The sequence below is a fragment of the Flavobacterium defluvii genome (assembly GCF_900129555.1).
GTDB lineage: Bacteria > Bacteroidota > Bacteroidia > Flavobacteriales > Flavobacteriaceae > Flavobacterium > Flavobacterium defluvii.
On sequence record NZ_FQWC01000001.1, the window covers coordinates 609,374 to 634,646 of the forward strand.

Annotated in this window: 28 protein-coding genes; 22 read left to right on the top strand and 6 right to left on the bottom strand. The window is 33.2% G+C overall.

The genetic code is table 11. From position 1 onward, the window contains the following. Positions 1–30: 30 nt before the first annotated feature. From BUC29_RS02625 to BUC29_RS02645, 5 genes are all read left to right on the top strand, one after another. On the top strand, positions 31–1,692 hold the full coding sequence (locus BUC29_RS02625) for an alpha-amylase family glycosyl hydrolase (protein ID WP_073413081.1): 1,662 nt from the start codon (positions 31–33) through the stop codon (positions 1,690–1,692). Between the two features lie 115 nt (positions 1,693–1,807). Next, on the top strand, positions 1,808–2,485 hold the full coding sequence (locus BUC29_RS02630) for a glycerophosphodiester phosphodiesterase (protein WP_073413083.1): 678 nt from the start codon (positions 1,808–1,810) through the stop codon (positions 2,483–2,485). 87 nt (positions 2,486–2,572) lie between these two features. Beyond that, entirely contained in the window at positions 2,573–3,781 is a 1,209-nt protein-coding gene (locus BUC29_RS02635; RefSeq protein WP_073413593.1) for a BaiN/RdsA family NAD(P)/FAD-dependent oxidoreductase, read from the top strand. Between the two features lie 7 nt (positions 3,782–3,788). Continuing rightward, positions 3,789–4,361, top strand: coding sequence for a Crp/Fnr family transcriptional regulator (locus tag BUC29_RS02640; RefSeq protein WP_073413594.1), 573 nt, complete (start codon positions 3,789–3,791; stop codon positions 4,359–4,361). Positions 4,362–4,420: 59 nt separating this feature from the next. Continuing rightward, positions 4,421–5,086 (top strand): MBL fold metallo-hydrolase, encoded by a 666-nt coding sequence (locus tag BUC29_RS02645; RefSeq protein WP_073413085.1) that lies wholly within the window; start codon positions 4,421–4,423, stop codon positions 5,084–5,086. A 16-nt stretch (positions 5,087–5,102) separates the two neighbouring features. On the opposite strand, the gene BUC29_RS02650 is transcribed toward BUC29_RS02645, so the two are convergent. Beyond that, positions 5,103–5,576 carry a TspO/MBR family protein gene (locus BUC29_RS02650; RefSeq protein WP_073413087.1) on the bottom strand — a complete coding sequence of 158 codons (474 nt, stop codon included), beginning with the start codon at positions 5,574–5,576 and terminating at the stop codon, positions 5,103–5,105. Between the two features lie 148 nt (positions 5,577–5,724). On the opposite strand from BUC29_RS02650, the gene BUC29_RS02655 reads away from it, so the two are divergent. The 6 genes from BUC29_RS02655 to BUC29_RS02675 all read left to right on the top strand — a co-directional run bounded on the left by BUC29_RS02655 (position 5,725) and on the right by BUC29_RS02675 (position 10,847). Then, positions 5,725–6,807, top strand: coding sequence for a diphosphomevalonate decarboxylase (locus BUC29_RS02655; protein WP_073413089.1), 1,083 nt, complete (start codon positions 5,725–5,727; stop codon positions 6,805–6,807). Positions 6,808–6,852: 45 nt separating this feature from the next. Then, complete coding sequence (locus BUC29_RS21755; protein WP_262489290.1) at positions 6,853–6,981, top strand: hypothetical protein; 129 nt, start codon at positions 6,853–6,855, stop codon at positions 6,979–6,981. Positions 6,982–7,024: 43 nt separating this feature from the next. Then, positions 7,025–7,963 carry a mevalonate kinase family protein gene (locus BUC29_RS02660; RefSeq protein ID WP_073413091.1) on the top strand — a complete coding sequence of 313 codons (939 nt, stop codon included), beginning with the start codon at positions 7,025–7,027 and terminating at the stop codon, positions 7,961–7,963. Between the two features lie 65 nt (positions 7,964–8,028). Beyond that, positions 8,029–8,619: a DUF502 domain-containing protein gene (locus BUC29_RS02665; RefSeq protein WP_073413093.1), complete on the top strand. Its 591-nt coding sequence runs from the start codon at positions 8,029–8,031 to the stop codon at positions 8,617–8,619. A gap of 61 nt (positions 8,620–8,680) precedes the next feature. Beyond that, positions 8,681–9,637: a geranylgeranylglycerol-phosphate geranylgeranyltransferase gene (locus tag BUC29_RS02670; RefSeq protein WP_073413095.1), complete on the top strand. Its 957-nt coding sequence runs from the start codon at positions 8,681–8,683 to the stop codon at positions 9,635–9,637. A 301-nt stretch (positions 9,638–9,938) separates the two neighbouring features. After that, positions 9,939–10,847, top strand: a complete 909-nt coding sequence (locus tag BUC29_RS02675; RefSeq protein ID WP_073413097.1) for a pseudouridine synthase — start codon at positions 9,939–9,941, stop codon at positions 10,845–10,847. 67 nt (positions 10,848–10,914) lie between these two features. Here the strand turns inward: BUC29_RS02675 and BUC29_RS02680 are convergent, their stop codons facing one another. Next, positions 10,915–11,517 (bottom strand): DUF937 domain-containing protein, encoded by a 603-nt coding sequence (locus BUC29_RS02680; RefSeq protein ID WP_073413099.1) that lies wholly within the window; start codon positions 11,515–11,517, stop codon positions 10,915–10,917. Between the two features lie 285 nt (positions 11,518–11,802). Next, complete coding sequence (locus tag BUC29_RS02685; RefSeq protein WP_073413101.1) at positions 11,803–12,303, bottom strand: DUF456 domain-containing protein; 501 nt, start codon at positions 12,301–12,303, stop codon at positions 11,803–11,805. A 50-nt stretch (positions 12,304–12,353) separates the two neighbouring features. Between BUC29_RS02685 and BUC29_RS02690 the strand changes: the two genes are divergently transcribed. Together BUC29_RS02690 and BUC29_RS02695 are read left to right on the top strand one after the other, a co-directional pair. After that, positions 12,354–12,737, top strand: coding sequence for a hypothetical protein (locus BUC29_RS02690; protein WP_073413103.1), 384 nt, complete (start codon positions 12,354–12,356; stop codon positions 12,735–12,737). 49 nt (positions 12,738–12,786) lie between these two features. Beyond that, a complete protein-coding gene (locus BUC29_RS02695) occupies positions 12,787–13,272 on the top strand; it encodes a hypothetical protein (protein WP_073413105.1) in 486 nt (161 codons plus the stop codon). A gap of 14 nt (positions 13,273–13,286) precedes the next feature. On the opposite strand, the gene BUC29_RS02700 is transcribed toward BUC29_RS02695, so the two are convergent. Then, the gene (locus BUC29_RS02700; RefSeq protein ID WP_073413107.1) at positions 13,287–14,390 is read right to left on the bottom strand and encodes a glycosyltransferase family 2 protein; all 1,104 of its coding nucleotides are present in this window, start codon (positions 14,388–14,390) and stop codon (positions 13,287–13,289) included. Continuing rightward, positions 14,387–15,331, bottom strand: coding sequence for a lysylphosphatidylglycerol synthase domain-containing protein (locus BUC29_RS02705; RefSeq protein WP_073413109.1), 945 nt, complete (start codon positions 15,329–15,331; stop codon positions 14,387–14,389). The genes BUC29_RS02700 and BUC29_RS02705 overlap by 4 nt, the downstream gene beginning before the upstream one ends. Positions 15,332–15,463: 132 nt before the next feature. Here BUC29_RS02705 and ruvC point away from each other — a divergent pair, with 132 nt between their 5' ends. The 8 genes from ruvC (at position 15,464) to BUC29_RS02745 (ending at position 20,951) form a co-directional block, all read left to right on the top strand. After that, on the top strand, positions 15,464–16,018 hold the full coding sequence (gene ruvC / locus BUC29_RS02710; protein WP_073413111.1) for a crossover junction endodeoxyribonuclease RuvC: 555 nt from the start codon (positions 15,464–15,466) through the stop codon (positions 16,016–16,018). 39 nt (positions 16,019–16,057) lie between these two features. After that, positions 16,058–16,915, top strand: coding sequence for a hypothetical protein (locus BUC29_RS02715; protein WP_073413112.1), 858 nt, complete (start codon positions 16,058–16,060; stop codon positions 16,913–16,915). 73 nt (positions 16,916–16,988) lie between these two features. After that, complete coding sequence (gene hemW / locus BUC29_RS02720; protein ID WP_073413114.1) at positions 16,989–18,143, top strand: radical SAM family heme chaperone HemW; 1,155 nt, start codon at positions 16,989–16,991, stop codon at positions 18,141–18,143. Between the two features lie 87 nt (positions 18,144–18,230). Then, positions 18,231–18,998 (top strand): cyclase family protein, encoded by a 768-nt coding sequence (locus tag BUC29_RS02725; RefSeq protein WP_073413116.1) that lies wholly within the window; start codon positions 18,231–18,233, stop codon positions 18,996–18,998. Positions 18,999–19,057: 59 nt separating this feature from the next. Beyond that, positions 19,058–19,459 (top strand): GNAT family N-acetyltransferase, encoded by a 402-nt coding sequence (locus BUC29_RS02730; protein ID WP_073413118.1) that lies wholly within the window; start codon positions 19,058–19,060, stop codon positions 19,457–19,459. Next, on the top strand, positions 19,456–19,806 hold the full coding sequence (locus BUC29_RS02735; RefSeq protein WP_073413120.1) for a DUF4260 domain-containing protein: 351 nt from the start codon (positions 19,456–19,458) through the stop codon (positions 19,804–19,806). Before BUC29_RS02730 ends, BUC29_RS02735 begins: the two co-directional genes overlap by 4 nt. 6 nt (positions 19,807–19,812) lie before the next feature. Further along, positions 19,813–20,184 (top strand): MmcQ/YjbR family DNA-binding protein, encoded by a 372-nt coding sequence (locus BUC29_RS02740; protein WP_073413122.1) that lies wholly within the window; start codon positions 19,813–19,815, stop codon positions 20,182–20,184. A gap of 68 nt (positions 20,185–20,252) precedes the next feature. Further along, positions 20,253–20,951: a PH domain-containing protein gene (locus BUC29_RS02745; RefSeq protein WP_073413124.1), complete on the top strand. Its 699-nt coding sequence runs from the start codon at positions 20,253–20,255 to the stop codon at positions 20,949–20,951. A gap of 146 nt (positions 20,952–21,097) precedes the next feature. Here BUC29_RS02745 and BUC29_RS02750 read toward each other — a convergent pair whose 3' ends face one another. After that, positions 21,098–22,198: a DUF4407 domain-containing protein gene (locus BUC29_RS02750; protein ID WP_073413126.1), complete on the bottom strand. Its 1,101-nt coding sequence runs from the start codon at positions 22,196–22,198 to the stop codon at positions 21,098–21,100. Between the two features lie 230 nt (positions 22,199–22,428). On the opposite strand from BUC29_RS02750, the gene BUC29_RS02755 reads away from it, so the two are divergent. After that, positions 22,429–25,239, top strand: a complete 2,811-nt coding sequence (locus BUC29_RS02755) for a TonB-dependent receptor (RefSeq protein WP_073413128.1) — start codon at positions 22,429–22,431, stop codon at positions 25,237–25,239. The last annotated feature ends 34 nt before the right edge of the window (positions 25,240–25,273 follow it).

Sequence of the window (25,273 nt, forward strand, 5' to 3'; positions counted from 1 at the left end):
ACACAATCCATCCTAAAATATTCTAAAATAATGAAAAAATACACTTTCCTTTTTTTATCTTTAGTATTCATAATTACGGGTTGTTCTGGCTCAAAATCAGTTACAATGAATAATACTTCAAAAACACCTTTCGTTTGGGAAGGAGCAAATGTTTATTTTTTACTTACAGATCGTTTTTATAACGGAGACACTTCCAACGACGTCAACTTTAACCGAACCAAAACTCCCGGAAAACTACGCGGATTTGAAGGCGGAGACATCATCGGAATCACTAAAAAAATCGAATCAGGTTATTTTGAAAAATTAGGAATCAATGCCATTTGGCTTACGCCGATTGTCGAACAAATTCACGATGGGGTTGATGAAGGAACCGGATTGAGTTACGGTTTTCACGGTTATTGGGCAAAAGACTGGACGGCTTTAGATCCAAACTTCGGAACCAAAGAAGACTTAGCAAATCTCGTTAAAAAAGCACACGAAAAAGGTATCAGAATAATTCTTGACGGAGTTATCAATCATACAGGACCTGTAACACCAGAAGATCCTGTTTGGCCTGCAGATTGGGTTAGAACTGGTGTTGTCTGCGATTACAAATCTTTCGAAAATACAACCATGTGTACGTTGGTTGACAATCTTCCAGATGTTAGAACAGAAAGTACACAAGAAGTCCAACTTCCTCCTTTCTTAATCGAAAAATGGAAAAAAGAAGGTCGTTATGAAAAAGAAATAGCGTCATTGGATGAATTTTTTAAAAGAACAAATTACCCAAGAACGCCTAAATATTACATCATAAAATGGCTTACCGATTATATTCTGGAATTCGGAATTGACGGTTACCGCGCCGATACCGTAAAACATACCGAAGAAAGCGTTTGGGCCGATTTCAAAAAAGAATGTGAGTACGCTTTTGAAACTTGGAAAAAGCATCATCCCTTGCAGGTTTTAGACCAAAATCCGTTTTACACGATTGCCGAAGTCTACGGTTACGGAATCAGCGGTGGGCAGGATTATGATTTTGGAGATCGAAAAGTCAATTATTTCCAGAATGGTTTCAACAGCATGATCAATTTTGAGTTTAAATGGAATGCAGCACAAAATGATTATGAAGGTTTATTTTCGAAATATTCAAATGCTTTAAACAATGATCTAAAAGGATATTCTGTCCTTAATTATATGTCTTCGCATGATGATGGGCAGCCTTTTGATGCCAATCGAACCAAAAGCATTGAAACAGCCAATAAACTATTGCTTTCTCCAGGAATGTCTCAGGTTTATTATGGAGATGAATCTGCTCGTTCCTTGGTTGTTGAAGGCACTCAGGGCGATGCGACCTTACGTTCAAACATGAATTGGGGCGATATTCAGAACAATCCTGAAACACAGAAAATACTTTTACACTGGCAGAAATTAGGTCAGTTTAGACGAAATCATCCTGCTGTTGGAGCTGGTGTTCATAAACTGATTAATCCGTATCCTTATACTTTTTCCAGAATTTTTACAAAAGGCTCTTTTACAGATAAAGTAGTTATGGGAGTAGATTTACCAAAAGGCAGAAAGGAACTTCCTGTTGGCGATATCTTCCCAAACGGAACAAAACTAAAAGATGCTTACTCCAATCAAGAAGTTGAAGTTATCGATGGAAAAGTGATTATAGACAATGATTTTGATATTGTTTTACTCGAACTGATCTAAAGGTTTAACCGCAAAGGTCGCAAGGGAAAATCGCAAGGTTCGCAAAGATTATAAAAAACTTTGCGAACCTTGCGTAAAACTTTGCGACCTTTGCGGTTAAGAAAAAAACTGTAGAATGCTAAAAATAGCTCACAGAGGCGCCAAAGCCTACGAACCTGAAAATACTTTACAAGCTTTCCAAAAAGCATTAGATTTAAATTCAGACGGAATTGAACTCGATGTTCATTTGAGCGCCGACGGACATGTTATCGTAATTCATGATGAAACAATCGACAAAATGACAAACGGAAAAGGCGCTGTTAATTCTTTTAATTTGTCTGCATTAAAGTCATTTTTGATTGAAGGAAAACATCAAATTCCAACTTTACGGGAAGTTTTTGATTTAGTTGACAAAAAGTGTTTCATCAATATTGAATTAAAAAGTAGAGACACATTGCAGTACGTTTATGAATTGATCAAAGAATATATCTCACAAAAAAACTGGAATTACGAACATTTCATTGTTTCAAGTTTTGACTGGACTGCGCTGCAGGAAATTCACAATCAAAATCCAAAAATCCTAATTGGCGTTTTAACCGAAACCGATCTTCATTTAGCTTTGGCTTTCGCCGAAACCATACAAGCAAAAGCAATTCACCCCTATTATCATTTATTAAATCCTGAAAATGTTCAGGAAATACAAAAAAAAGGATTTCTGGTTCTGCCATGGACAGTAAACATGGAAGAAGACATTCAAAAAATAAAAAGTTATAAAGTAGACGGAATTATCTCTGATTTTCCAGATAAAATATAAAACTAAAATAGCCACAAATTCACGAATTTTTACTCTTAAAGATTATCAAAAAAATAATTCGTGTAATTCGTGGCAACCAAAAAAAATATGATCAAAAATTTCGACATAATCATTGTTGGCGGAGGTGCTGCAGGTTTCTTTACCGCAATTAATATTGCAGAGAAAAACCCAAAGCTGAAAATTGTTATTTTAGAAAGAGGAAAAGAAGTTCTTTCTAAAGTCCGCGTTTCCGGAGGCGGACGATGCAACGTTACACACGCCTGTTTTGAACCCAACGAATTGGTAAAATTTTATCCTCGCGGCGAAAAAGAACTTCGCGGCCCATTTCATCAGTTTTGTTCCGGCGATACAATTGAATGGTTTGAGAAACATGGCGTAGAATTGAAAATCGAAGAAGACGGGAGAATGTTTCCAGTTTCCAATTCTTCACAAACTATTATCGACTGTTTCTTAAAAGCAACCGAAAAATTAGGCATAAAAGTGCTAACTGGTCAAAGTGTGCAATCTATTTTTAAAAAAGAAAATCATTGGAAAATTGATACACAAACTGACAATTATGCTGCCGAAAAATTAGTAATGGCAACAGGAAGCAATCCAAAAATCTGGGAAATGCTACAAGAACAGGGACATGCAATTGTAAGTCCTGTCCCTTCCCTATTTACTTTCAATATCAAAGATTCCCGAATTAAAGAATTACCAGGAGTTGCAGCACAAGTTACCGTAAATGTAAAAGATACAAAACTGGAGTCTACAGGACCTTTATTAATCACACATTGGGGAATGAGCGGCCCGGCAATCCTGAAACTTTCGGCTTGGGGCGCACGCATTTTGCATGACAAAAATTATCAGTTTACGATTTTTGTGAATTGGTTAAATGATGTAGATTTTGAAGATGCCGAAAAAATACTGAAAGATTTAAAACAAGAACACGCAAAAAAAGCAGTTTCTAAAAAATCGCCTTTTGACTTCCCAAACCGTTTATGGGAAAGCTTGGTTTTAGCTTCAGGAATTGATGCGGAAACCAAATGGGCAGATTTATCTAAGAATCAATTGCAAAACCTGACTTCACAATTAACAAAAGCTGAATTTAAAGTAAACGGAAAAAGCACTTTTAAAGAAGAATTTGTAACGGCTGGCGGAATCGATTTAAAAGAAATCAATTTCAAAACCATGGAAAGCAAAATTCACGAAAACCTTTATTTTGCTGGCGAAATTGTAAACATAGACGCTATTACCGGTGGCTTTAATTTTCAGAATGCCTGGACAAGCGGGTTTATTTTGGCTAATTTTATTTAAAAAATCCATGAATTCTTCATTAAAAAAACAAATTCTTGCCATCGCATCGTTTTCAGAAAAAGAAATCAAAATAATTGATACCTTTTTTGAATATGAAAAGTTTACAGCAAAAGAATTTCTTTCTTCAATGGGAAGAATAAGCAGTAAAATCTTTTTTATTGTTGAAGGTTTGGCTCGTGTTTATTATTTAAAAGACGGAAAAGAAATCACGACTTATCTAAGCTGTGATGAAGGTTTTATTGCTTCGTATTCCAGTTTTATAAACCAATCTGTTTCTTTTGAAAATATTCAGTGTATTGAAGACTGCGAAGTCCTTTCTATCTCTTTTGAAAAAATGCAGTTTTTGTATAACGAAATTCCAAATTGGGAACGTGTTGGAAGAATTTTAGCAGAGCAAAATTACCTTTGTATGGCCGATCGTGTTTTAAAATTACAAATGATTCCTGCAAAAGAAAAATACGAGACTTTTTTAGCATCGGCTCCAGCCAAAATAATTCAGCGAACACCTTTAATTTATATCGCTTCATTTCTCGGAATTACGGCAGAATCCTTAAGCAGAATTCGTCAAAACATTTCTTAACATTTATCAAGTGTATTGAAAAACCGAATTCGAATCTTTGTCAAAATAAAATTCAAGAAATGAAAAATATTGCCAAAGACGTTTACCAAATTCCCTTATTTCCAAGAAATGCCATTAATTGTTATGTAATTGAAGATGTTTTAATTGATGCCGGAATTCGAAGTTCAGCAAATACAATTTTAAAAGCAATTAAAGACAAAACCGTCAACAAACACGCCTTAACTCACGCTCACGCTGATCATCAAGGAAGCAGTAAAATAATCTGTGAAAGACTGAATATTCCGCTTTTATGCAGTGAACATGAAAAAGAATTTGCTGAAAATGGAAACGTAATCACAGAATACCCAAATCCGAATCATATCATTTCGAAATTTCAGAAAAACTTTTGGGCAGGAAAAGGACACCCTGTTACTGAAACTTTAAAAGAAGGCCATCAAATTGGCGGTTTTACAGTTATTGAAACGCCGGGTCATTCAAGCGGACATTTATCTTTTTTCAGAGAAAAAGACGGTGTATTAATTGTTGGCGATGTCATGACCAATATGAATTTATTGACTACAAAAGTTGGGCTTCATGAACCACCCAGTCTATTTACTGCTGACAAACAAACCAATAAAAAATCAATTCTAAAACTGGCTTCATTAAAACCAAAAATTCTTTGTTTTGGTCATGGTCCGGTTTTATTGGATAATGGCGAATTGGAAGAGTTCATTGGGAAGTTTTAATTAAACCTAAAATTATTTAATTCAGCCACCAAATACTAGCATTCAGAATCGCTGCAAAACCAACCCAAATTAAATACGGAACCAGTAAATAACCTGAGATTTTATTAATTCTGATAAATTTTAAATACGTTTCGTAAATCATCAGCCATAAAAGAATGATTTCTATTAACGCCAAAAGCGGATTTTTTAATCCGAAGAATAAATAAGACCAAATAGCATTTAGCGTTAATTGAATTAAAAAGAAAAGAAGTGCTGTTTTTACTTTTTCGGTTTGTTCTTTTATTTTATCCCAAACTAATGCTGCAGCAATTGCCATAAAAATATAAAGCATAGTCCAAACCGGCATAAAAACCCAATTTGGGGGATTAAAAAATGGTTTTACAATTGTTGGATACCAGCTTTCTACACTTGGTCTGGTTACAGTACTTGCAGAATATCCTACTGCTAAACAAATAATTAATGCTATAGTGATTTTTACGAACTTGTTCATTTTGTCAAATTTTGTATTCAAAAATAGTCAAAAGAAAAGTTTAAACCATATAAGTAATGTAAGTTCATTTTAGAACCTGCTTATAATTTCTTATATAACTTATATGGTGGAAAAATGAAAAAGTTATCTTTGCCAAAATTTATAATTCATGTTTACAGCAGCTGATTTTATTCCAAATAAATATACTTCAACAATCGAGAACGGAAACTTTGAGTGGAGCGCTCCCAGCAATATTGCATTAGTAAAGTATTGGGGGAAAAAAGACAATCAAATTCCGGCAAATCCTTCTGTAAGTTTCACTTTAAACAATTGTAAAACGATTACAAAGTTGGGGTTTGAAAAAAGAGCAGACCAAAATTCTTTTTCTTTTGATTTACTTTTTGAAGGAAAACCAAAAGAAGATTTCAAACCAAAAATTCAGAAGTTTTTAGAAAGAGTTGAAATTTATCTGCCATTTTTAAAAGAGTATCATTTTACGATTGATACGCAGAATACATTTCCGCATAGTTCCGGAATTGCTTCTTCGGCTTCTGGAATGGCAGCACTGGCGATGAATTTCATGAGTTTAGAACGAAAACTAAACCCGGAAATGACTAACGAATATTTCTATCAAAAAGCTTCTTTTCTTGCTCGTTTAGGTTCAGGAAGTGCATGCCGAAGTGTAAAAGGAAATGTTGTTGTTTGGGGAAATCAAGTCAATATTGAAGGAAGTTCGGATTTATTCGGGGTTGAATATCCGTATGGAATTCATGAAAATTTCAAGAATTATCAGGATACTATTTTATTGGTTGATAAAGGCGAAAAACAAGTTTCGAGTACAGTTGGACATGATTTAATGCATAATCATCCGTATGCTGAAAGACGTTTTGCGCAAGCCCATGAAAATTTAGATAATTTAATTTCCATTTTTGAAAGCGGGAATTTGGAAGAATTCATCAAAGTTGTAGAAAGTGAAGCATTGACATTACATGCGATGATGATGACATCAATGCCGTATTTTATTTTGATGAAACCAAATACGCTGCAAATCATAAATGCGATCTGGAAATTTAGAAATGAAACTCAAATTCCGGTATGTTTTACGCTTGATGCCGGTGCAAATGTGCATGTGCTTTATCCCGAAAACGTTAGCGAAAAAGTATTACAATTTATTCAGGACGAATTAGTTGTATTTTGTCAGAATCGTCAGTACATTTGCGACAAAATTGGAAGTGGCGCGATAGCATTATAATTTTGCGTATCTTTATATTTTCAATACATATTTTAAAGTCCGAACATGAATATTGCAACTAAAGATTTTGTAAAAAAAGAAATTGTAGATGCTAAAAATGATATGATTAAATGGTTTGTTGGTGTATTCTTTGCCTTGGCCATGATGATTATCGGATTATACATTAAAGGTTAAGAATCAACAGATAAGACCCAAATAAAAAAAAATAAAATAAATCATGAAAGGACCTTTATTTTACTCAAAAATATTACTCTTTGGAGAATACGGAATTATCCGCGACTCTAAAGGACTTTCTATTCCTTATAATTTTTACAACGGTGCATTAAAGAAATCTGAAGAACCTTCGGCTGAAGCTATTGCATCAAACAAAAGTTTACAAAGTTTTGCAGCTTATCTTGAAGTTTTGCAGACTCAACAGCCTGATTTGGTTACTTTCGATTTAACATCTCTAAAAAACGATGTTGAAACCGGAATGTATTTCGATTCTAGTATTCCGCAGGGGTACGGTGTTGGAAGCAGCGGTGCGCTTGTTGCGGCGATTTATGATAAATATGCTACAAACAAAATCACGGTTTTAGAGAATTTAACCCGCGAAAAACTTTTACAATTAAAAAATATATTTTCTCATATGGAGAGTTTTTTCCACGGAAAAAGTTCTGGTTTAGATCCGCTGAACAGCTATTTGAGTATCCCGATTTTAATTAATTCTAAAGATAATATTGAAGCAACAGGAATTCCTACTCAGAGTTTTGACGGAAAAGGTGCTGTTTTCTTATTAGATTCTGGAATTGTTGGCGAAACTGCACCAATGGTTAGCATTTTTATGGAAAACTTAAAAGACAAAGGTTTTCGCGCGATGCTTAAAAACCAATTTGTTAAATATACTGATGCCTGTGTAGAAAACTTTTTGCATGGCGACATGAAATCTTTATTTACCAACACTAAAAAGCTTTCAAAAGTAGTTTTAAATCATTTTAAACCTATGATTCCGGAGCAATTTCACGGAATCTGGCAGCACGGAATTGACACAAACGATTATTATTTAAAACTTTGCGGTTCTGGCGGAGGCGGCTATATTCTTGGTTTTACTGAAGATTTAGAACGTGCCAAAGTTTCTTTAAAAGACTACAAACTGGAAGTTGTTTATCAGTTTTAAAAATCTTAAAAGCCTAAATTATTTGAGTAGATTTTCATAAGTTTCATCCTAAAAAGTTAATTATTATGAAAAGTATTTTGAAAATAATTAAAGCAACTTTTTTAGGAGGAATTCTGTTTTTAGCACCTTTGGCGGTATTGCTCATTATTCTGGAAAAGGGATACAGAATAATTCAAAAAGTCACTCTTCCGCTTGTAAATAATCTGCCAAGAGTTCATGTCTTGGGAATTGCGCTTCAGGAACTTGTTGGAACCATCATTTTAATTCTTATTTGTTTTACAGCAGGTTTACTGGCAAGAACAGATAAGGCAAAAAAACTGATTCAGAAATTAGAAGACGGCATTTTAAGTTTTGTTCCAGGATATTCATTTATGAAAAACATGAATGAAAACATTATGGGACTTGAATCTAAGCAAGATTTAAAAGTAATTTTGGTTCCTACTGATGCCGGCTGGCAATTTGCATTTTTAATAGAACAAATCGACGAAAACAATTTTACAGTTTTTGTTCCAGATGCGCCAAATCCCTGGAGTGGTTCTGTTTGTTTTGTTGAAAAGAAAGACATCAAAGAAATTGAAATCTCTCAAAAAGAAGCTTTGGCCTGCATTAGAAAATTAGGTTTTGGTTCTAAAGAATTGTTAAAAAACAAACTCTAAATTTCAGATTTAAAAAATAACTTTTACCTTCAAATCTAATTTAATCTACAACCTATAATTTATGTTAAGCAGACAGCAGAAACTTTTAGTAATGAAAATTGTTAGTTTGTTTTCTGTGGTCCGCGGTTACAATATTCCGATTATTGTTCTGGCGCAGTATTTATCGGCAATTTTTATTCTGGCACCAGAAAAAAGAGCTTTGGATATTCTTTTGGACTTTTATTTGTTTTTGATTGTTTCTGCATCGGCAATTACAATTGCATCGGGTTATATTATCAATAATTTTTACGATAGTCAGAAAGACTTAATAAATCGTCCGAACAAATCTATGCTGGATCGTTTGGTAAGCCAAAAAACAAAATTGACGGTTTATTTCAGTTTAAATTTTCTGGCGGTTTTAATGGCTTCGATTGTTTCCTGGAGAGCATTTTTGTTTTTTTCGGGTTATATTTTCCTGATTTGGTTTTATTCTCATAAAATAAAGAAATATCCAATTGTTGGAAATTTGACTGCGGCATTCATGGCTGTAATTCCTTTTTTTGCGATTTTATTATATTTCTATAATTCGATTTCGTTTGAAGAAATTGAGAATCACAGAAGTCATTTTGCAGTGATTTCGGCACATGCCGTGTTTTTGTTTTTACTGCTTTTAATTCGTGAAATGATAAAAGATCTGGAGAATTTAAAGGGTGATCTGGCCAATGATTATCACACTATTCCCATTACGTACAACGAAAGGGTTTCTAAGCAAATCATTACGGCCTTGACTTTTTTAACTGTAATTCCGGTTTATATTTTGGTAAATATTTATGACGTTGGTTATATGGATATTTACTTTTATGTATGTTTTATTGTTTTACTTTTTTTCCTGCTTTATTTATGGAAATCAAACTCAAAAGAACAGTTTTTGTTACTGCATAATGTTTTGAAGTTTCTGATAGTTTCGGGTGTTTTTTGCATTGTTTTGATTAATCCGAGTGTTTTGTGGCACGGGAGACAATTGATTTCCAATTATTAGATTTGAACCACTTATTTTGCTGGTTAAACGGTTTTTTTCTGGTTTTGATTTTTCGCAAAAATAATATCCTAATATTTAAAAGAGGCCAATTGTTTGAATTTTAGCCCCGATTGCAGTGGAAATCCTTTTATTTTTTTCTTTAAGAAAATAAAAGATTGAAACGGAAAGCGGGAACCATGCCCGAAAAAATGCTAATTGCGATGCTTCAAATAATATTAAAACCGAAAGCTATTAATCTAAGAACATTGAACTTAAGATTTATTAGCAGGAAAAAACTATCTTTGCACAAATTACAGAATTTATGAACAATAAGGAAGGCAATAATAAAAGAGGCGGATCGAGACCAAATAGTTCAAGATCAAACTCAAGCAAGCCAAAACCTCCTATGCCTAAGCGTGCGCAAGGGCCAAAAAAAGTGAAACCTGAAGTGAAGGCAGCGCAGGAAGCAGCGGCGGAAAAATTTAGAAAACAAAATCAGCCGGCAAAGAGACAAAAGGCTTCTGACGAAATTCGTTTGAACAAATATATCTCAAATTCCGGAGTTTGTTCGCGCCGTGATGCCGATATATATATTCAGTCTGGAAACGTGAAAGTAAATGGAGTTCCGGTTACTGAAATGGGGTATTTAGTAAAATTAAATGATGTTGTTAATTTTGACGGCGTTGTTTTGACTCCCGAAAAGAAAGAATACATTTTATTAAACAAACCTAAAAACTTTACAACTGCTCTTGACGAAGGTCAGGAATATCGTAACGTTCTGGAACTTGTACGTGGCGCTACAAATGCAAAACTTGCTCCGGTTGGAAGAATGGATAAAAATACAACTGGCTTACTATTGTTTACAAACGATACTGATATGGTACGTAAGTTTAGTTTACCGAATCAGAAATCGTCTAAAATATATCAGGTTTCTTTAGATAAAAACTTAAAATTTGAGGATTTAGAAAAAATCAGCAAAGGCTTAATTCTTGACGGACACCGTGTGTTTGTTGAAGAAGTAAGCTATATTGAAAAAGAAGCAAAAAGTGAAGTTGGACTTAAATTAAAAACATCTAACGTAAAGGTGGTTCGTTCTATTTTTGAACACTTTGATTATGATGTTCTTCGTATTGACCGCGTTTCTTTTGCTGGTTTAACTAAGAAGAATCTTCCTAGAGGAAACTGGCGCTTTTTGACAGATCAGGAAATTATCAATTTGAAAAATTCTTAGAAAATTTTTCAAATTAATCAAATACATTAAAATCCTGTTTTCTTTTGTAAAATGGGATTTTTTTTATTCAGAAACTGAAAAAGTTGTGTCCGAAAAGTGTAAAGATTGATCTTCCGATGTTTTGATTTTTATCTTCAACGGTTTCGTAAGATGAAAATCCTAAGATGATTTTAATTCCGGGCTGAATGCTGTTTAAAATATCTCTTTTTTGTTCTTCCAGCAGTAATTTTAAACTGTCAAGTAACTGGATATTATTTTTAAGATAAGAGATTACGAGTAATGCAGAGAAGTTAAGTATTTCGCGAGCAGTTTCGCTTTTGATGCCGACTTCGTTTGAAATCATTTCAGAAATTCTTCCTTTTTTATTGGTAAAGATTTCCTTTAACAGTACGTTTCCTTCTAAGCGATAACAGTCGTCGACTGATAAAATTCTGCCGGAAGTAAAATCGACTTCCTGATAAAAATTAGAATTATCTTCAATTAGAGAGACTATTTCCTTATAAAAGCCTGACTCTTCGGCCTTATTATAGAGACCCATTAAAACTGTACCGATCGAAACATCAATTCCTTTGATTAGGAGTGCATCATTTTCAAAATAAAATTTGTTTAGTTTTGAAACAACGTTTGAAGAAATAAAACGTCTAAGCTCAATTTGTAGGTTTGGGGTCATACTCATAACTTATTAGATAATAATTTATACTTATTCAAAATAATCGATAAAGTGGGGCTTTTTATCGTTAATCAGGATAAAAATATAAAATATTTTAACATATCCAAAAAATAAGTTAAGAATTTACACTTAATATTATAACCACTTTAACACTTAGAAACTCTAAATGCCAGTAAATATAACCCTTTCGTAATCAAAGCAAAGTGAATTATTTTTCTTCAAAAACTTCAAATTTTTCTTAAAAAAAATAAAAAATAAGAAAAAAGCTAAGTATTTGTTATATAATTAAAATAATATGTTTCGATATTCCCATGTTGTGTGAATAAAAATTCCAAGATAAACAATACAAAACATAAAGTTTATAAAACTTGATGCTAAGAACCCTAAAAGGGAACCTGTTGCGGCTTTAAATGCTCTTTTGTGGTTTGTAGAATCAAAAATTAGCTCTCCTATAAACGCTCCAACAAATGGACCTATGATTACTCCAAACGGTATTGGTGCCAAAATTCCAACGATTAAACCAATGTTGGTTCCCCAGACTCCATAGGAACTTCCGCCAAATTTTTTGGTTCCTTTTGCGGGAATAATATAATCTAAAACTGTAATGATTATGGTTATCAAAAGTGATATTCCTAAAACCCAGTAATTATTATCTACTGCTTTTGTTAAATATAATAGCAATAAACCAATCCAACTGCATGAAAGTCCCGGTAAAACAGGCAGAAAACTCCCTAGCATTCCTATAATCATGCATATAAAACCTAATGTAAATAATAGTAAATCCATATGTTTTTGTAATTTTGTACTTACAATTTTATAAATATATTTAATTTAAGATGCGAAGCTTTTTTCACTTGGTTGTTTTTTTATTCCTGATTTCTTCTATCAGCTTCTCTGCTTGTGCACAAAGCAAAAAACTTTCTGTTGACGATCAATTGCTGCAAGACAGTCTTTATACCAGCAGCAAGAAAAAAATAATGAATTTCTCAATGAAAGAATTTGATACGCTTTTCTTTGAATTTTTTAGTCGTAAAAATGATCCTAATACTCTTTTAACTAAAACCGAATTTTACAATTATACGGTACAGATTGCTGCATTTTCTGATCGTCTGGCAAAATTATACCCTGACCAAAAAGAAGTTGCGGCTCAAAACAAGGAACACTGGCTTTCTGAAAGTTATGAAGATTATTTAGAATACAAAGCTTCTCAAAAAAAATAGTTGTATTTTTATACTTTAAATCACTTTTATTCAATTCAACATCAAAGCCTTGAAGCATTTTTTTATTTTTTTAGCTTTTATTTTTTTTAATTCTTGTCAATATATTGAGAAGCAGGTTCCGTCTGAAAAAGAATTGCTTCAAAAAGAGCTAAAATCTATAAACTGGAAGGAAGTTGATGAATATCCAACTGTTGCTGATTGTGAAACTATTACTGAAAAAAAACAGCGTCAGAAATGTTTTTTTGATGTTATTTCTAAGCTTATTCAGGAGAAATTAGATGTCGATAGTTTGTCTATTTTGTATCCGGATCTTGATACGATACAAGTAAAAGTAACTGTTTTTCCTAATTCGAAAATGAAGTTTGAACCAGATTTCCAAAAAGATTCTGTTGCTTACGATACCATTCGAATAGACAGTATTCTTCGTGCTCGTTTGGTCAATTTTCCTAAAGTAAATCCTGCAATAAAACGAGGACTTCCGGTAAAAACCCAATTTATTCTACCCGTTATTATTAAAGAAAAAGACAAAAAGTAATTTTTTACGGGTAATTATTTTTTAAACTGACGGTCTTTCCATTCATAAGAACCAAACAAACTGTACAAAGCCACAACTGAACTGAAAAAAGGATAAAATAAACTGCTCAGTAAAAGACTTTTAATTCTGTTTTCAGTTAAAAATTGATTCGTAATAGAAAGCAAAATAAAGTCCACAACGAATTTAAAAAAGGCATACAAAACCCAAATTGGATAACTTAAAGTTCCAAAAAGAAATAGAATAAACGTAATTACAAAACTCAAATTTCCGAAGAAAACAATTATCCCCAGAAACTTTCCAAAATTACTTTTGTACGAACTTGTTTTTGCCGCCCAGCGTACTCTTTGATGAAAAAGAGCTTTCCAAGTTTCTGTTGGTTTTGTAATAATAACGGCTTCTTTAGCTTTTAAATAATGAACTTCTTTTGGGAATTTTTCAATGGCTTTTTGCAATAAAAAAACATCGTCGCCGCTTGCAATTTTATCATTTCCATCAAAACCATTTAGGGTTTCAAAAAGTGATTTTGTGTAAGCAAAATTGGCTCCGTTGCACATGAAACCTTTGTTGAGACCAAAACTTCCAATTGTTGCGCCTTGCAGACTGATTAGATCTAATTGTTGAAAATGATCTAAAAAAGAATTTCCACAATTATACGTCACCGCTCCGGCAAGCATAGAAACTTTATTCTCCTGTATATAATTATCAAAAGTTAAAAGCCAGTTTTTGGGAACAATACAATCGGCATCTGTTGTAATTACCCAATTGGTTTTTACATGATTCATTGCCGTAGTTATCGCATCTTTTTTTGGTGAATTTGAAAGACGAATATTATCTATAATTGATAATTGATAATTAACAATTGATGATTGAAATTTTTCATTTGAAGAATCATCAACTAAAATTACTTCGAATAAATCTGTCGGGTAATTTAAGTTTGAAAAACTGTTTAAAAGCTTCGGAAGATTTTCTTCCTCGTTTCGGAAAGGCACTATTATCGTAAAACTTGTCTTTGGACTTAAACTTTTATTTTGATATTTTTTTACTTTGAAAAACCCCTGTATAAGCGAACCAATGGTTATCGCATAAATGATTAATATTTCAAATAAACCAAAAATCATTCTGCAGTTTTGGTTTTAAAATTCAACACAAAATAACTTCCTAAAACTACTGGCAATACTACATTCAAAAACCACATTAAAGTGCTTATGAAAATTACAATCCATTCGTTTACACCAAGAATTCCGAAGAAATAAATAGCTACACTTCCTTTTACAGCAAAATCTAAAAACTGAAAAGTGGGTAAAGATGAAGCTAAAAAGTAAACTGAAGTTATCGCTGCTATTAAAGTTAAATAAGGCAGATCTACATCAAACCCCAGAAATAAAAAGTAATATTGATGTGAGAAAACTAAATATCTTAAAATCCCTAAAATAATATTTCTTTGATGAATGGGTTTTGGAATTTCATTGATTTTATGAATTAGTTTTTCAATCGAATATCCTTTTACCTTAATCTTTTTGATTGAAAAAAGTATAATCAGAATTAATAAAAAACCGCCAAATAAGATTAAAACTGTTTTGGTTGTAATTACATTAAATTGTGCGTTGAAATAGAGCAATCCGAAAATTCCAAAAATGATCGTCAAAATCATCTGGATTCCGTTGCAGATTAAGTTCAGGAAAACTACTCTTTTGGCTTCCGTTTTTGGATAATATAACGCTTTTCCTGCATACTCTCCTACTCCGTTTGGTGTAAAAATCCCTGCTGTTAAAGCTGCTAAAACCTGTTTTGTGGCTTCGTAAACTGAAATTTGGTGTATTACTTTGGCAAGATTCTGCCATTTTAAAATCTCAAAATAACGATTTAAAACACTCAAAAGCAATATAAACGAGATCCCTAAAACCGACTGGTTTTTACGAAATAATACAATAAATTTCTGCCAGTCCAGTTTATCGTTATTCGCCAGCTGATTATAGATAAAATAAAATGCGCCGCCAACAATTAAAAGTTTGGCTAGAAGAACGAGGAATTGCTTAGCTTTGTGAGGAATTGAAATCATGCCGCAAAAGTAACACAAAGTATTGTAATAATGCTATTCCACAAAGATTCGCAAAGTAATCACAAAGATGCACAGAGAAATTTTGTGAATCTCTGTGTAATCTTAGTGTAACTTGGCGTAATAACTTAAAAATTGACAAAAGAACGCATCATATTAGGTATTGACCCCGGAACGACAATCATGGGTTTTGGATTAATTAGAGTCATCAATAAAAAAATGGAATTTCTGCAATTGAATGAATTGCAGCTTTCCAAATATGATAATCATTACCAAAAACTAAAAATCATTTTTGAGCGAACTATCGAATTAATCGAAACACATTGTCCTGATGAAATTGCGATTGAAGCTCCTTTCTTTGGCAAAAACGTTCAGTCGATGCTAAAATTAGGACGCGCACAAGGTGTTGCAATGGCAGCAGGACTTTCAAGAGGTATCCCGATTACTGAATACGAACCAAAAAAAATAAAAATGGCAATTACCGGAAACGGAAACGCCAGCAAAGAACAAGTTGCTAAAATGCTGCAACAGCTTTTAGGTTTAAAAGAATTACCCAAAAATCTGGATTCAACAGATGGTTTGGCCGCAGCAGTTTGTCATCATTTCAATTCTGGAAAAGTTATCGCTGGAAAAAGCTATTCTGGCTGGGATGCTTTTGTAAAACAAAATGAGGATAAGATTCGAAAATAATTATATTTGTCGTAATTAATCCAAAACCCCAACTTTCCAATGACAAAATTTAAAGTTATTGCGTTCGTTCTATTTACGGCGCTTATTTCATCATGTTCTTCTAATGACGGTAGTGATGATAATTCATCTTCAGAAACTTATTTCAATTTTACTTACGACAGTAAAGCACAAAAAATAAAAACATGGGAGGCGCAAAAACAAGGCGATCTCATAGAAGTTATGGGAACATCTGAAGAAGGAATCGCAATTGATTTTAAATTTAATGCCTATGGAAATCTTTATCAAGCCAGTACAAATCCTGTAACAAATAATAATATTCCATGGCTGCAGGCTTCAGAAAATTTTACTTCTAATACTTTTACCTTTACGTTAGAAAACCTAAATACCACAAATAAAACAGTTCAGGTAAAATTTTCAGGAAAAGTATATGAAGATGGTTACGATTACGAATCAAACTTTGTTAACGTAAGCGGTTCATTTAAAGTTTCTTATAAAGAAATTACTCCACAAATTGAAGGTCTTGGTACTTCTGCTAAAATTGATGGAAAAGACTGGCATGGTTTATCATTTGACGGTACAATCGAAAATCAGGAAACAAAAATAATTTATGTTGAAAACGACGGTGAGTATACAATTGGTATTGCTTTCCCTGATTATGATGCAAAAACAGGAACTTACAATTTTACAAGCAACAACAATGCTTATAGAATTACTTTTCAAAAATACGATACAGCAACTCACCAAAACATTAATTATAATGTATCGGGTACTGTTACATTCACAACCCTGAATGACATTTTAGCCGCTGGAACATTTAGCTTAACAGCTACGAATCCGGAGACGAATGCAAAAATTACTATTTCGAATGGTACTTTCAAAGAAAGCGCATCATTCTAATAAAAAAAATATAATTTATCACTAATTACTATTGAATATTGAAGAGCAAGATTTAACTTGCTCTTTTTTTATTATGTCAGGTATCTACATTCATATTCCTTTTTGCAAACAGGCTTGCCATTACTGCGACTTTCATTTTTCTACTTCAATGAAAAAGAAAGACGAAATGGTTTTGGTTTTAGCCAAAGAAATTGGCATGCGAAAAAATGAGCTTCTAGACTCAGCTCGAAGTGACAATGAGATTGTAGAAACTATATATTTTGGCGGAGGAACTCCTTCGGTTTTATCAAATGACGAAATAAACTTTTTAATTTCTGAAGTTTATAAGAACTATAAAGTTGCAGCAAATCCTGAAATTACACTTGAAGCCAATCCAGATGATTTATCTGCTGAGCGAATTTTCGAATTATCTAAAAGTCCGATAAACAGATTAAGCATCGGAATTCAGTCTTTTTATGAAGAAGATTTGAAGATGATGAATCGCGCTCATAATTCGGCGGAAGCCAAAAAATGCCTGGAAGAAGCAACTAAATATTTCGATAATATTTCGCTGGATTTAATTTACGGAATTCCGGGAATGAGCGACGAAATGTGGAGAAATAATGTCCAAACGGCTTTAGATTTTGGCATTCCGCATATTTCGAGTTATGCTTTGACGGTTGAGCCAAAAACAGCTTTGAGCAAATTAATTCAAACCGGAAAAATTGCTGAACCTCAGGATGAAGTGGCTTCCAATCATTTTATGATTTTGGTTGAAATGCTTCAAAAAAATGGTTTCATTCATTACGAACTATCCAATTTTGGAAAAGAAAATTATTTCTCTAAAAACAATTCGGCTTACTGGCTGGGCAAAAAATATATCGGAATCGGCCCTTCGGCTCATAGTTATGATGGTGAAAAAAGAGGTTGGAATATTGCAAATAATTCTCTGTATTTAAAAGCAATTCAAAACGACGAACTTCCAATTGAAACTGAGATTTTAACCATTTCAGACCGTTATAACGAATATATTATGACGGGATTAAGAACCATTTGGGGCGTTTCTCTAGAAAGAATTGAAAAGGAATTTGGCTTGGAATATTTGAATTATCTGAAAAAACAATCTCAGAAATTCCTGAACGACAATTTGCTTTCAATTGAAAATAACATTCTAAAACCAACTCCAAAAGGAAAATTTTTAACAGATGGAATTGCAAGTGATCTGTTTTATTTAAATTTGGAAGAATAAAAATTAGACGCTGATTAAACGGATGCAGGCAACGCTGATAAATCCGTAGAAATCCGCGTTAGAATATCCGTAAAATCCGTGTTCCAAATGATTGCAATTCTTGACAATAAATATCAAATCGATTTATCAAAACCCATTGATATTTCTATTCCTTTAACAAATACAGACGAAAACCCAATTGCCTGGTATATCGAAAAACCAGTTATTGAACCCGTAGTTTTTGGAGATTGGATTGGGAAAGTTTCGGAAGGAAAATCATCTACGAATTTTAATAATATTTTCTTCAACCCGCATGGGCATGGAACGCACACGGAATGTTTGGGGCATATTACGAATGATTTTTATAGTATTAATCAATCACTTAAACAGTTTTTCTTTACAGCAAAATTGATTACGGTTGAGCCTGAGAAAATTGGAGACGATTTTGTGATTACTAAAGAAAGCATTTCGACTTCGCTCAATGTGACAAACGAGGCTTTAATAATTCGAACAATTCCTAATTCAAAAGATAAAAGATCAAGAAAATATTCGAATACAAATCCGCCTTATTTGTCTGAAGACGCTGCAATTTTCATCCGCGAAAGCGAAATTCAGCATTTACTGATTGATTTGCCAAGTGTTGACAAAGAACATGATGAAGGAAAATTATTGGCTCATAAAGCTTTTTGGAATGTGAAAGACACGCATAATCTAAATTCTGACGCAAGATTAAACGCCACAATTACAGAAATGATTTATGTTCCTGAAGAAATTGAAGACGGAAATTATATTCTAAATCTTCAAATCGCTTCATTCGAAAACGACGCAAGTCCATCAAAACCAATATTATATAAAATTTCAGATTTTAGATTGTAGATTTTAGATTACTCTACTGCAAAAAATCTAAAATCTGAACTATAAAATCTAAAATTAAAATGATTACTGTCTCTACAGATAAAACAAAACTCGACGTTCCGTTTATACAGAACTTTTTAAAAGACATTTATTGGGCAGCCGGACGAACTATCGACGAAGTTCAGCGCACAATTGATGCTTCGGTTTGTTTTGGAATTTATTTGGATGACAAACAAATTGGTTTTGCACGCGTCATAACTGATTATGTCGTTTTTGCTTATTTAATGGATGTTTTTATTGATGAAAAACACCGTGGAAAAGGCTATTCATCCATTTTAATCGAAACAATGATGAATGATCCTCAATTGCAAGAAGTAAAAATCTGGCGACTGGCGACAACTGATGCACACTTTTTATACGAAAAATTCGGATTTACAAAACTGAATCATCCTGAAAAGATGATGGAAAAAATAATCAAATGAAAACAGTCATAAAACTCGAAGAAACAGCTTTATTTATTCTCGGAATATTTCTTTTTAACCGCTTAAATTTTGAATGGTGGTGGTTTTTGGTTTTGATTTTAGCTCCTGATTTCTCTATGATTGGGTATATTTTCGGAAATAAAATTGGTGCTTTTGCCTACAATATCTTCCATCACAAAGGAATTGCGCTTTTAATTTATGGTTTAGGATATTATTTAAGGATCGAAAGTATTGAGTTAGCCGGAATTATTTTATTTTCACATTCGGCAATGGATCGTATTTTTGGTTACGGTCTTAAATATGAAAAAGGTTTTAAATACACACATTTAGGTGAAATTGGAAAATAAACTGTTATGAATTTAGAAACGTTTTACGAATATTGTCTGTCGAAAAAAGGGGTCAGCGAACATTTTCCTTTTGATGAAGATACTCTGGTTTTTAAAGTAGGCGGAAAAATGTTTGCTTTGTCTTCTTTATCTCAATGGGAAAAGAACGAGCAGTCTGTCAATTTAAAATGCGATCCGGACCGTGCGCAAGAACTACGAGCAGAGTATGATGAGATTAAACCCGGATATCATATGAGTAAAGTGCACTGGAATACGGTGGCTTTGAATGGAAATTTACCCGTAAAATTTGTCAAAGAATTGATAGATCATTCGTATGAATTGGTTTTCAAAAGTTTGACAAAGAAAATTCAAAATGAAATTACTCAATTAGAAAATTAGGCATTACATTTGTAGCGTCAGTAAAAAACTCAGCGACTTAGCAGCTTAGTAACTTAGAACTTAAAAAAATGAAAGAACAATTTAAAAAATTTCTGAACGAAGAACAAGATCCAAAAGCGATTGAAAAAATCACTTCGAAACTTAACGATTTATTGATGAAAGGCGAAGAAGTTGGATACATCGCTGTGCAAAAAAAACCTGCAATTACTGTTTTTCCAGATAGTATTGTATTGACAAACAAGCGTATCATTATCTGTAAACCTAAAAATTTAGGTCTTTCTATGGATTTTACAGATTATACATGGGATGATATTGCAAGTACTTTTGTAAAAGAAAACATTTTAGGTTCTGAATTTTCATTTGGTACTAAAACAGATTTAGCAATTTCAATTGACTATATTCCGAAAATTCAGGCTAGAAAAATTTATACTTACGCTAAAGAACAATTGGATTTATTAAAAAATCCGGTTTCTAACACTGCACCTGTTCAGGAAACTGCAGAACCAGTTTTTGAAGAAGAAGCTGAAGAAATTGAAGAAGTAGAAACGGAAGAAGTAACAAGTTTTGCAGAGATTTTACCAGCTGCGCCAGTTACTGAAACTTACGAACCGCTTCCGACTCAGCCAGCTGGAGAACGTAAATTAAGTGATTTATCTAAAGAAGAACTTTTTGATAAATTACAGAATTACAAAAAACTTCTTGATAATGGTTTAATTATGCAGGGAGAATATGATGCTTATAAAAAAGAGATTTTAAGTTATATGTAAAATTAGCCTTAAAGTCAAAAGTCGAAAGTCCAAAAGCCTTATGACTTTGTCTAAAATAAAAAAAGCCAGAAATAGAAATTCTATTTCTGGCTTTTGTTTTGAGTCTGAATTTCGACTTTATGACTTTCGACTTTCCAACTTTCGACTTATAAAGTCGCCTTCTGTTTATCTAAAAAGTTATGCGATTGTAGTTCCAGTAACTCTTTTGCATTTTTTCTTTGCAAATCATACAATCCTTTATCTTCGGCAATATCAGCGTAAACTTTATCGTGCATTTCGGCGCTGGTTTTCACTAATAAATCGCGTTGGTATTTATTTTGTGCCAAAGTTGCTTTCATTGCTGTTTCGGCTTCTTCTTGTTTAAAGTCGAATTCACCTTTTGGAGCTAATAATTTAGCAATAATTGGCGATGTTTCGATTGCTAAAAACAGCAGCATTATAAAGAATGACGGCAACCACGGCAATTTATTCAATGCATTTATACGCGCCATTAATCCGTCGAAACCTTCTATGATTGGCTGTGTCTGCGAAACTTTTTTATCTAAATCGGCCTGAAGCTGTACTCCCGCTTTTTCTTTTTCGGCGATTTTAGCTTCGTTTGTTTTTTTCAGAGTTTCGTATTCTTTAAGAGCTGCGTCGTGTTTTTCGCGCTTTTCTTTATAAACCGGACCTTTTCCTAGTTTTTTAGTTCCTGCAGTTCCTTCAGCTTCTGTAATATAAGTAGAATAAAGAGCATTTACTTCTTTCTCTTTCTTTACAATATCTGCTTTTAGCGCCGCAATTTCAGCTTTATTTTTATCTAAATCGGTTTTGAAATACGTTCCAATTTGCTTTTTATTGGCCAATTCCATTTCATTTTTCTCTTTCAATAAAACGGTATTGATTTCTTTTTCGAAAATTTTAATTTCTAGAGGTTTCGAAATTACAATCGCAATAATAATTGCTAATGCAATACGCGGAGTCGCCTGCAGGAATTCATCCATAAAACGATCTCTCTTTTTAATTGTTGAAACGATAAATCGGTCTAAATTAAAAATCAATAAACTCCATACAAACCCAAAAATTAAGGCCGGATAAATAGAATCAAAAACGGTGAAAAGTGCATAGGCACTGGCTAAAAATGCCATTACAGCAGTAAAAAAAACGGTGGCGCCAATACCAACATATTTGGTTTGTTCCCCTTCTGAACATCCTTCTAAAATATCTCGGTCGGCACCGGAACAAAGGATAAAAAATTGTTTTAACATGATTGATGATTTTTGATTAATGATGATACGGCAAATTTAGCGCCAAATTTTCAATTACAATCAAATATTGATTTGTTTTTAACTGCAAATCAGTTATTTGAGATTTGAATGTTAGTTAAATATTAATAAGAATAAGGAATAACTGACGAATCATAACACTATGTTAATTTTTTTAAAGGGTTTTAGTAATACAAAGAGTCTAGTTTCGCAAAAAATCAAACTACCCCGCAATGAAAAAATTCTATTTATTATTAACATTCCTATTTTTAGCCGTTTCCGGTTATGCCCAAAAAGCCATAATTTCTGGAAAAGTGCTTGATGTAGACGACAAACTTCCTCTACCTGGAGCTATGATTCAGATTGTTGGAGAAAACAAATACACGGTTTCTGACTACAACGGCCGTTTTGAATTATTAAATATTAACGCCGGAACTTACAAAGTTGAAGTAAAATATATTGGATATACTTCTATTACTCACGAAATTACGGTTGAGCAAGGAAAAAACAATGTTCTGGATTTTGCTCTTAAAGCTTCTGAAAATGAATTGAAAGAGGTTATTGTTGGAGACATCTTAAAAGGTCAGGCCAAAGCGCTGAATCAGCAAAAAAACAATAAAAATATCGGAAACGTAATTTCGTCTGATCAAATGGGTCGTTTTCCTGATGCCAATGTTGGAGACGCTTTAAAACGTGTTCCGGGTATTACCATGCAAAACGATCAGGGTGAAGCTCGTAATATTATTATAAGAGGTCTGGCACCGTCTTTAAACTCTGTTACTTTAAATGGTGATCGTATTCCATCAGCAGAAGGAGATAACAGAAATGTACAAATGGACTTGATTCCGTCTGATATGATTTCTACAATCGAAGTTAACAAAACGCTTACTTCAGATATGGATGCTGATGCAATTGGAGGTTCTGTAAACTTAATTACAAGAGCAACTCCAAACGGAGAAAGAATCTCTGCAACGATTGCTGGAGGTTATTTACCAATTCGCGAACACGCAAGTTATACTGCAGGTTTTGTATACGGAAATCGTTTTTTTGATAACAAATTAGGCGCTGTTTTCAGCGGTTCTTATAATAATGTAGATTACGGATCTGATAATATCGAAAACGAATGGGTTAAAGATGATTTCGGAAATGAATATTTACAGGCTTCAGAAATTAGAAAATATGATGTACAGCGTATTCGCCGCAGCGGATCTGTTGCTTTAGATTATAAATTTGACGAAAACAATACCATTTTTGCGAATGCAATTTACAATTGGAGAGACGATAGAGAAAACCGTTTCAGAACTACTTATGATGATATCGAACCTATTTACAATGGTGAAGAAATCACAGGTTTTGAAGGTCGTGTAAAACGTCAGACAAAAGGTGGTGTAGACAACAGCAGAAACAAAAACAGAAGATTAGAAGACCAAAGAGTTCAGAATTATTCGCTTCGAGGAGAACATTTAATCAATTCTACTTTAGACTTAGACTGGTCGGCAAACTATGCAAAAGCAAGAGAATACCGTCCGGGCGAGCGTTATATCGAATACCGTCAGAAAGGTTTAGAAATGTTTGAAGATTTATCAAATCCAAGATTTCCTTTAATGACAACTGTTGGAGAATCTGTTGACGAATTTAAATTTGATTCGGTTACTGAAAACACAGATGAAACCAGCGAAAGTGAATTTGGTGCAAAAGTAAATATCCGTTTTCCTTTCTCTGTAATTGCTGGAGAAAAAGGAAGATTAAGAACTGGTTTAAGACTTCGTTTGAAAGAAAAAGAAAGAAATAATATGTTCTATTCTTATGAACCGGTTAATGATGGAATGGAATTATTATCTGAAGTTCCAAACAGTTATTATGACGGGAAAGGATTTAATCCGGGAAGTAAATATGTTCCGGGAACTTTTGCTTCGGCGGCTTTCTTAGGAAGTTTAGATTTAAACAATGCTGCTTTATTTGATAAAGAAGCTGATCCTGCAGAATATTTAGCAGTAAATTATAATGCTAAAGAGCGTATTTATGCCGCTTATGTAAGATGGGATCAGGATTTTAATGATAAACTTTCGATGGTTTTAGGTTTTCGTATGGAAAATACGCATATCGATTATACCGGAAACAGGGTTTTGGATGAAGAAGAATTAGAAAGTAAAATCAACAATACAAACTCTTATACTAATTTATTGCCAAGTATTTCTTTTCAATATAATGCCACAAAAAGTTTAGTTTTAAGAGCTGCTGCTACAACAGCTTTGGCAAGACCAAATTATTATGCTTTGGCTCCTTACGTAAACAATATTGCTGCAGATAAAGAAATTACAGCCGGAAATCCCGGTCTTGATGCAACATATTCATACAATTATGATTTCATGGCCGAGAATTATTTCAAATCTGTTGGTTTAATTTCCGGAGGTGTTTTCTACAAAAGATTAAATGATTTCATTTACAATTACAGCGACAATCAATATACTACTGAAAAATTTGCTGCCGATTTTCCAAATCAGATAAACCCAATTCCGGTTGGTGAAAACTGGTCTTTTTTACAATCAAGAAACGGCGACACAGTTGATGTTTACGGATTTGAAGTTGCATTGCAGCGTCAGCTGGATTTTCTTCCGGGTCAGTTCTTAAAAGGTTTTGCGGTTTATTTAAACTATACGTACACAAAATCTAAAGCAAAAGGAATTGCAGATGAAGACGGAAACGAAAGAAACGACATCAGCCTTCCGGGAACAACGCCGCACATGTTTAACGGATCTTTATCTTGGGAAAACAAACGTTTTTCTGCCAGAATCTCAACCAACTTTACATCTGATTATTTAGATGAATTGGGTTCAGAATCATATAAAGACAGTTATTATGATAAGCAGTTTTTCTTAGATGCAAATGCTTCTTATAAAATTACGCCAAAACTTCGCTTTTTTGCAGAAGCAAATAACTTAACAAACCAGCCGTTACGCTATTATCAAGGAGTTGCTGCACACACGAAACAAGCTGAATATTATCAGCCTCGTTATAATTTCGGATTGAAATTAGACTTGTAAAATCAATTATAAAAACGACTAAATTAGACAGAAC

Excerpts from the sequence above, each read along its gene's own strand:
- BUC29_RS02680 (WP_073413099.1), bottom strand. The coding sequence starts at position 11,517 with ATGACCCCAAACCTACAAATTGAGCTTAGACGTTTTATTTCTTCAAAC.
- hemW (WP_073413114.1), top strand. The coding sequence starts at position 16,989 with ATGTCAGGTATCTACATTCATATTCCTTTTTGCAAACAGGCTTGCCAT.
- BUC29_RS02740 (WP_073413122.1), top strand. The coding sequence starts at position 19,813 with ATGAATTTAGAAACGTTTTACGAATATTGTCTGTCGAAAAAAGGGGTC.
- BUC29_RS02705 (WP_073413109.1), bottom strand. The coding sequence starts at position 15,331 with ATGATTTCAATTCCTCACAAAGCTAAGCAATTCCTCGTTCTTCTAGCC.
- BUC29_RS02665 (WP_073413093.1), top strand. The coding sequence starts at position 8,029 with ATGAAAAGTATTTTGAAAATAATTAAAGCAACTTTTTTAGGAGGAATT.
- BUC29_RS02700 (WP_073413107.1), bottom strand. The coding sequence starts at position 14,390 with ATGATTTTTGGTTTATTTGAAATATTAATCATTTATGCGATAACCATT.
- BUC29_RS02730 (WP_073413118.1), top strand. The coding sequence starts at position 19,058 with ATGATTACTGTCTCTACAGATAAAACAAAACTCGACGTTCCGTTTATA.
- BUC29_RS02755 (WP_073413128.1), top strand. The coding sequence starts at position 22,429 with ATGAAAAAATTCTATTTATTATTAACATTCCTATTTTTAGCCGTTTCC.
- BUC29_RS02655 (WP_073413089.1), top strand. The coding sequence starts at position 5,725 with ATGTTTACAGCAGCTGATTTTATTCCAAATAAATATACTTCAACAATC.
- BUC29_RS02660 (WP_073413091.1), top strand. The coding sequence starts at position 7,025 with ATGAAAGGACCTTTATTTTACTCAAAAATATTACTCTTTGGAGAATAC.
- BUC29_RS02635 (WP_073413593.1), top strand. The coding sequence starts at position 2,573 with ATGATCAAAAATTTCGACATAATCATTGTTGGCGGAGGTGCTGCAGGT.
- BUC29_RS02630 (WP_073413083.1), top strand. The coding sequence starts at position 1,808 with ATGCTAAAAATAGCTCACAGAGGCGCCAAAGCCTACGAACCTGAAAAT.
- BUC29_RS02650 (WP_073413087.1), bottom strand. The coding sequence starts at position 5,576 with ATGAACAAGTTCGTAAAAATCACTATAGCATTAATTATTTGTTTAGCA.
- BUC29_RS02645 (WP_073413085.1), top strand. The coding sequence starts at position 4,421 with ATGAAAAATATTGCCAAAGACGTTTACCAAATTCCCTTATTTCCAAGA.
- BUC29_RS02640 (WP_073413594.1), top strand. The coding sequence starts at position 3,789 with ATGAATTCTTCATTAAAAAAACAAATTCTTGCCATCGCATCGTTTTCA.
- BUC29_RS02715 (WP_073413112.1), top strand. The coding sequence starts at position 16,058 with ATGACAAAATTTAAAGTTATTGCGTTCGTTCTATTTACGGCGCTTATT.
- BUC29_RS02670 (WP_073413095.1), top strand. The coding sequence starts at position 8,681 with ATGTTAAGCAGACAGCAGAAACTTTTAGTAATGAAAATTGTTAGTTTG.
- BUC29_RS02690 (WP_073413103.1), top strand. The coding sequence starts at position 12,354 with ATGCGAAGCTTTTTTCACTTGGTTGTTTTTTTATTCCTGATTTCTTCT.
- BUC29_RS02725 (WP_073413116.1), top strand. The coding sequence starts at position 18,231 with ATGATTGCAATTCTTGACAATAAATATCAAATCGATTTATCAAAACCC.
- BUC29_RS02685 (WP_073413101.1), bottom strand. The coding sequence starts at position 12,303 with ATGGATTTACTATTATTTACATTAGGTTTTATATGCATGATTATAGGA.
- BUC29_RS02625 (WP_073413081.1), top strand. The coding sequence starts at position 31 with ATGAAAAAATACACTTTCCTTTTTTTATCTTTAGTATTCATAATTACG.
- BUC29_RS02735 (WP_073413120.1), top strand. The coding sequence starts at position 19,456 with ATGAAAACAGTCATAAAACTCGAAGAAACAGCTTTATTTATTCTCGGA.
- BUC29_RS02745 (WP_073413124.1), top strand. The coding sequence starts at position 20,253 with ATGAAAGAACAATTTAAAAAATTTCTGAACGAAGAACAAGATCCAAAA.
- BUC29_RS02675 (WP_073413097.1), top strand. The coding sequence starts at position 9,939 with ATGAACAATAAGGAAGGCAATAATAAAAGAGGCGGATCGAGACCAAAT.
- BUC29_RS02750 (WP_073413126.1), bottom strand. The coding sequence starts at position 22,198 with ATGTTAAAACAATTTTTTATCCTTTGTTCCGGTGCCGACCGAGATATT.
- BUC29_RS21755 (WP_262489290.1), top strand. The coding sequence starts at position 6,853 with ATGAATATTGCAACTAAAGATTTTGTAAAAAAAGAAATTGTAGATGCT.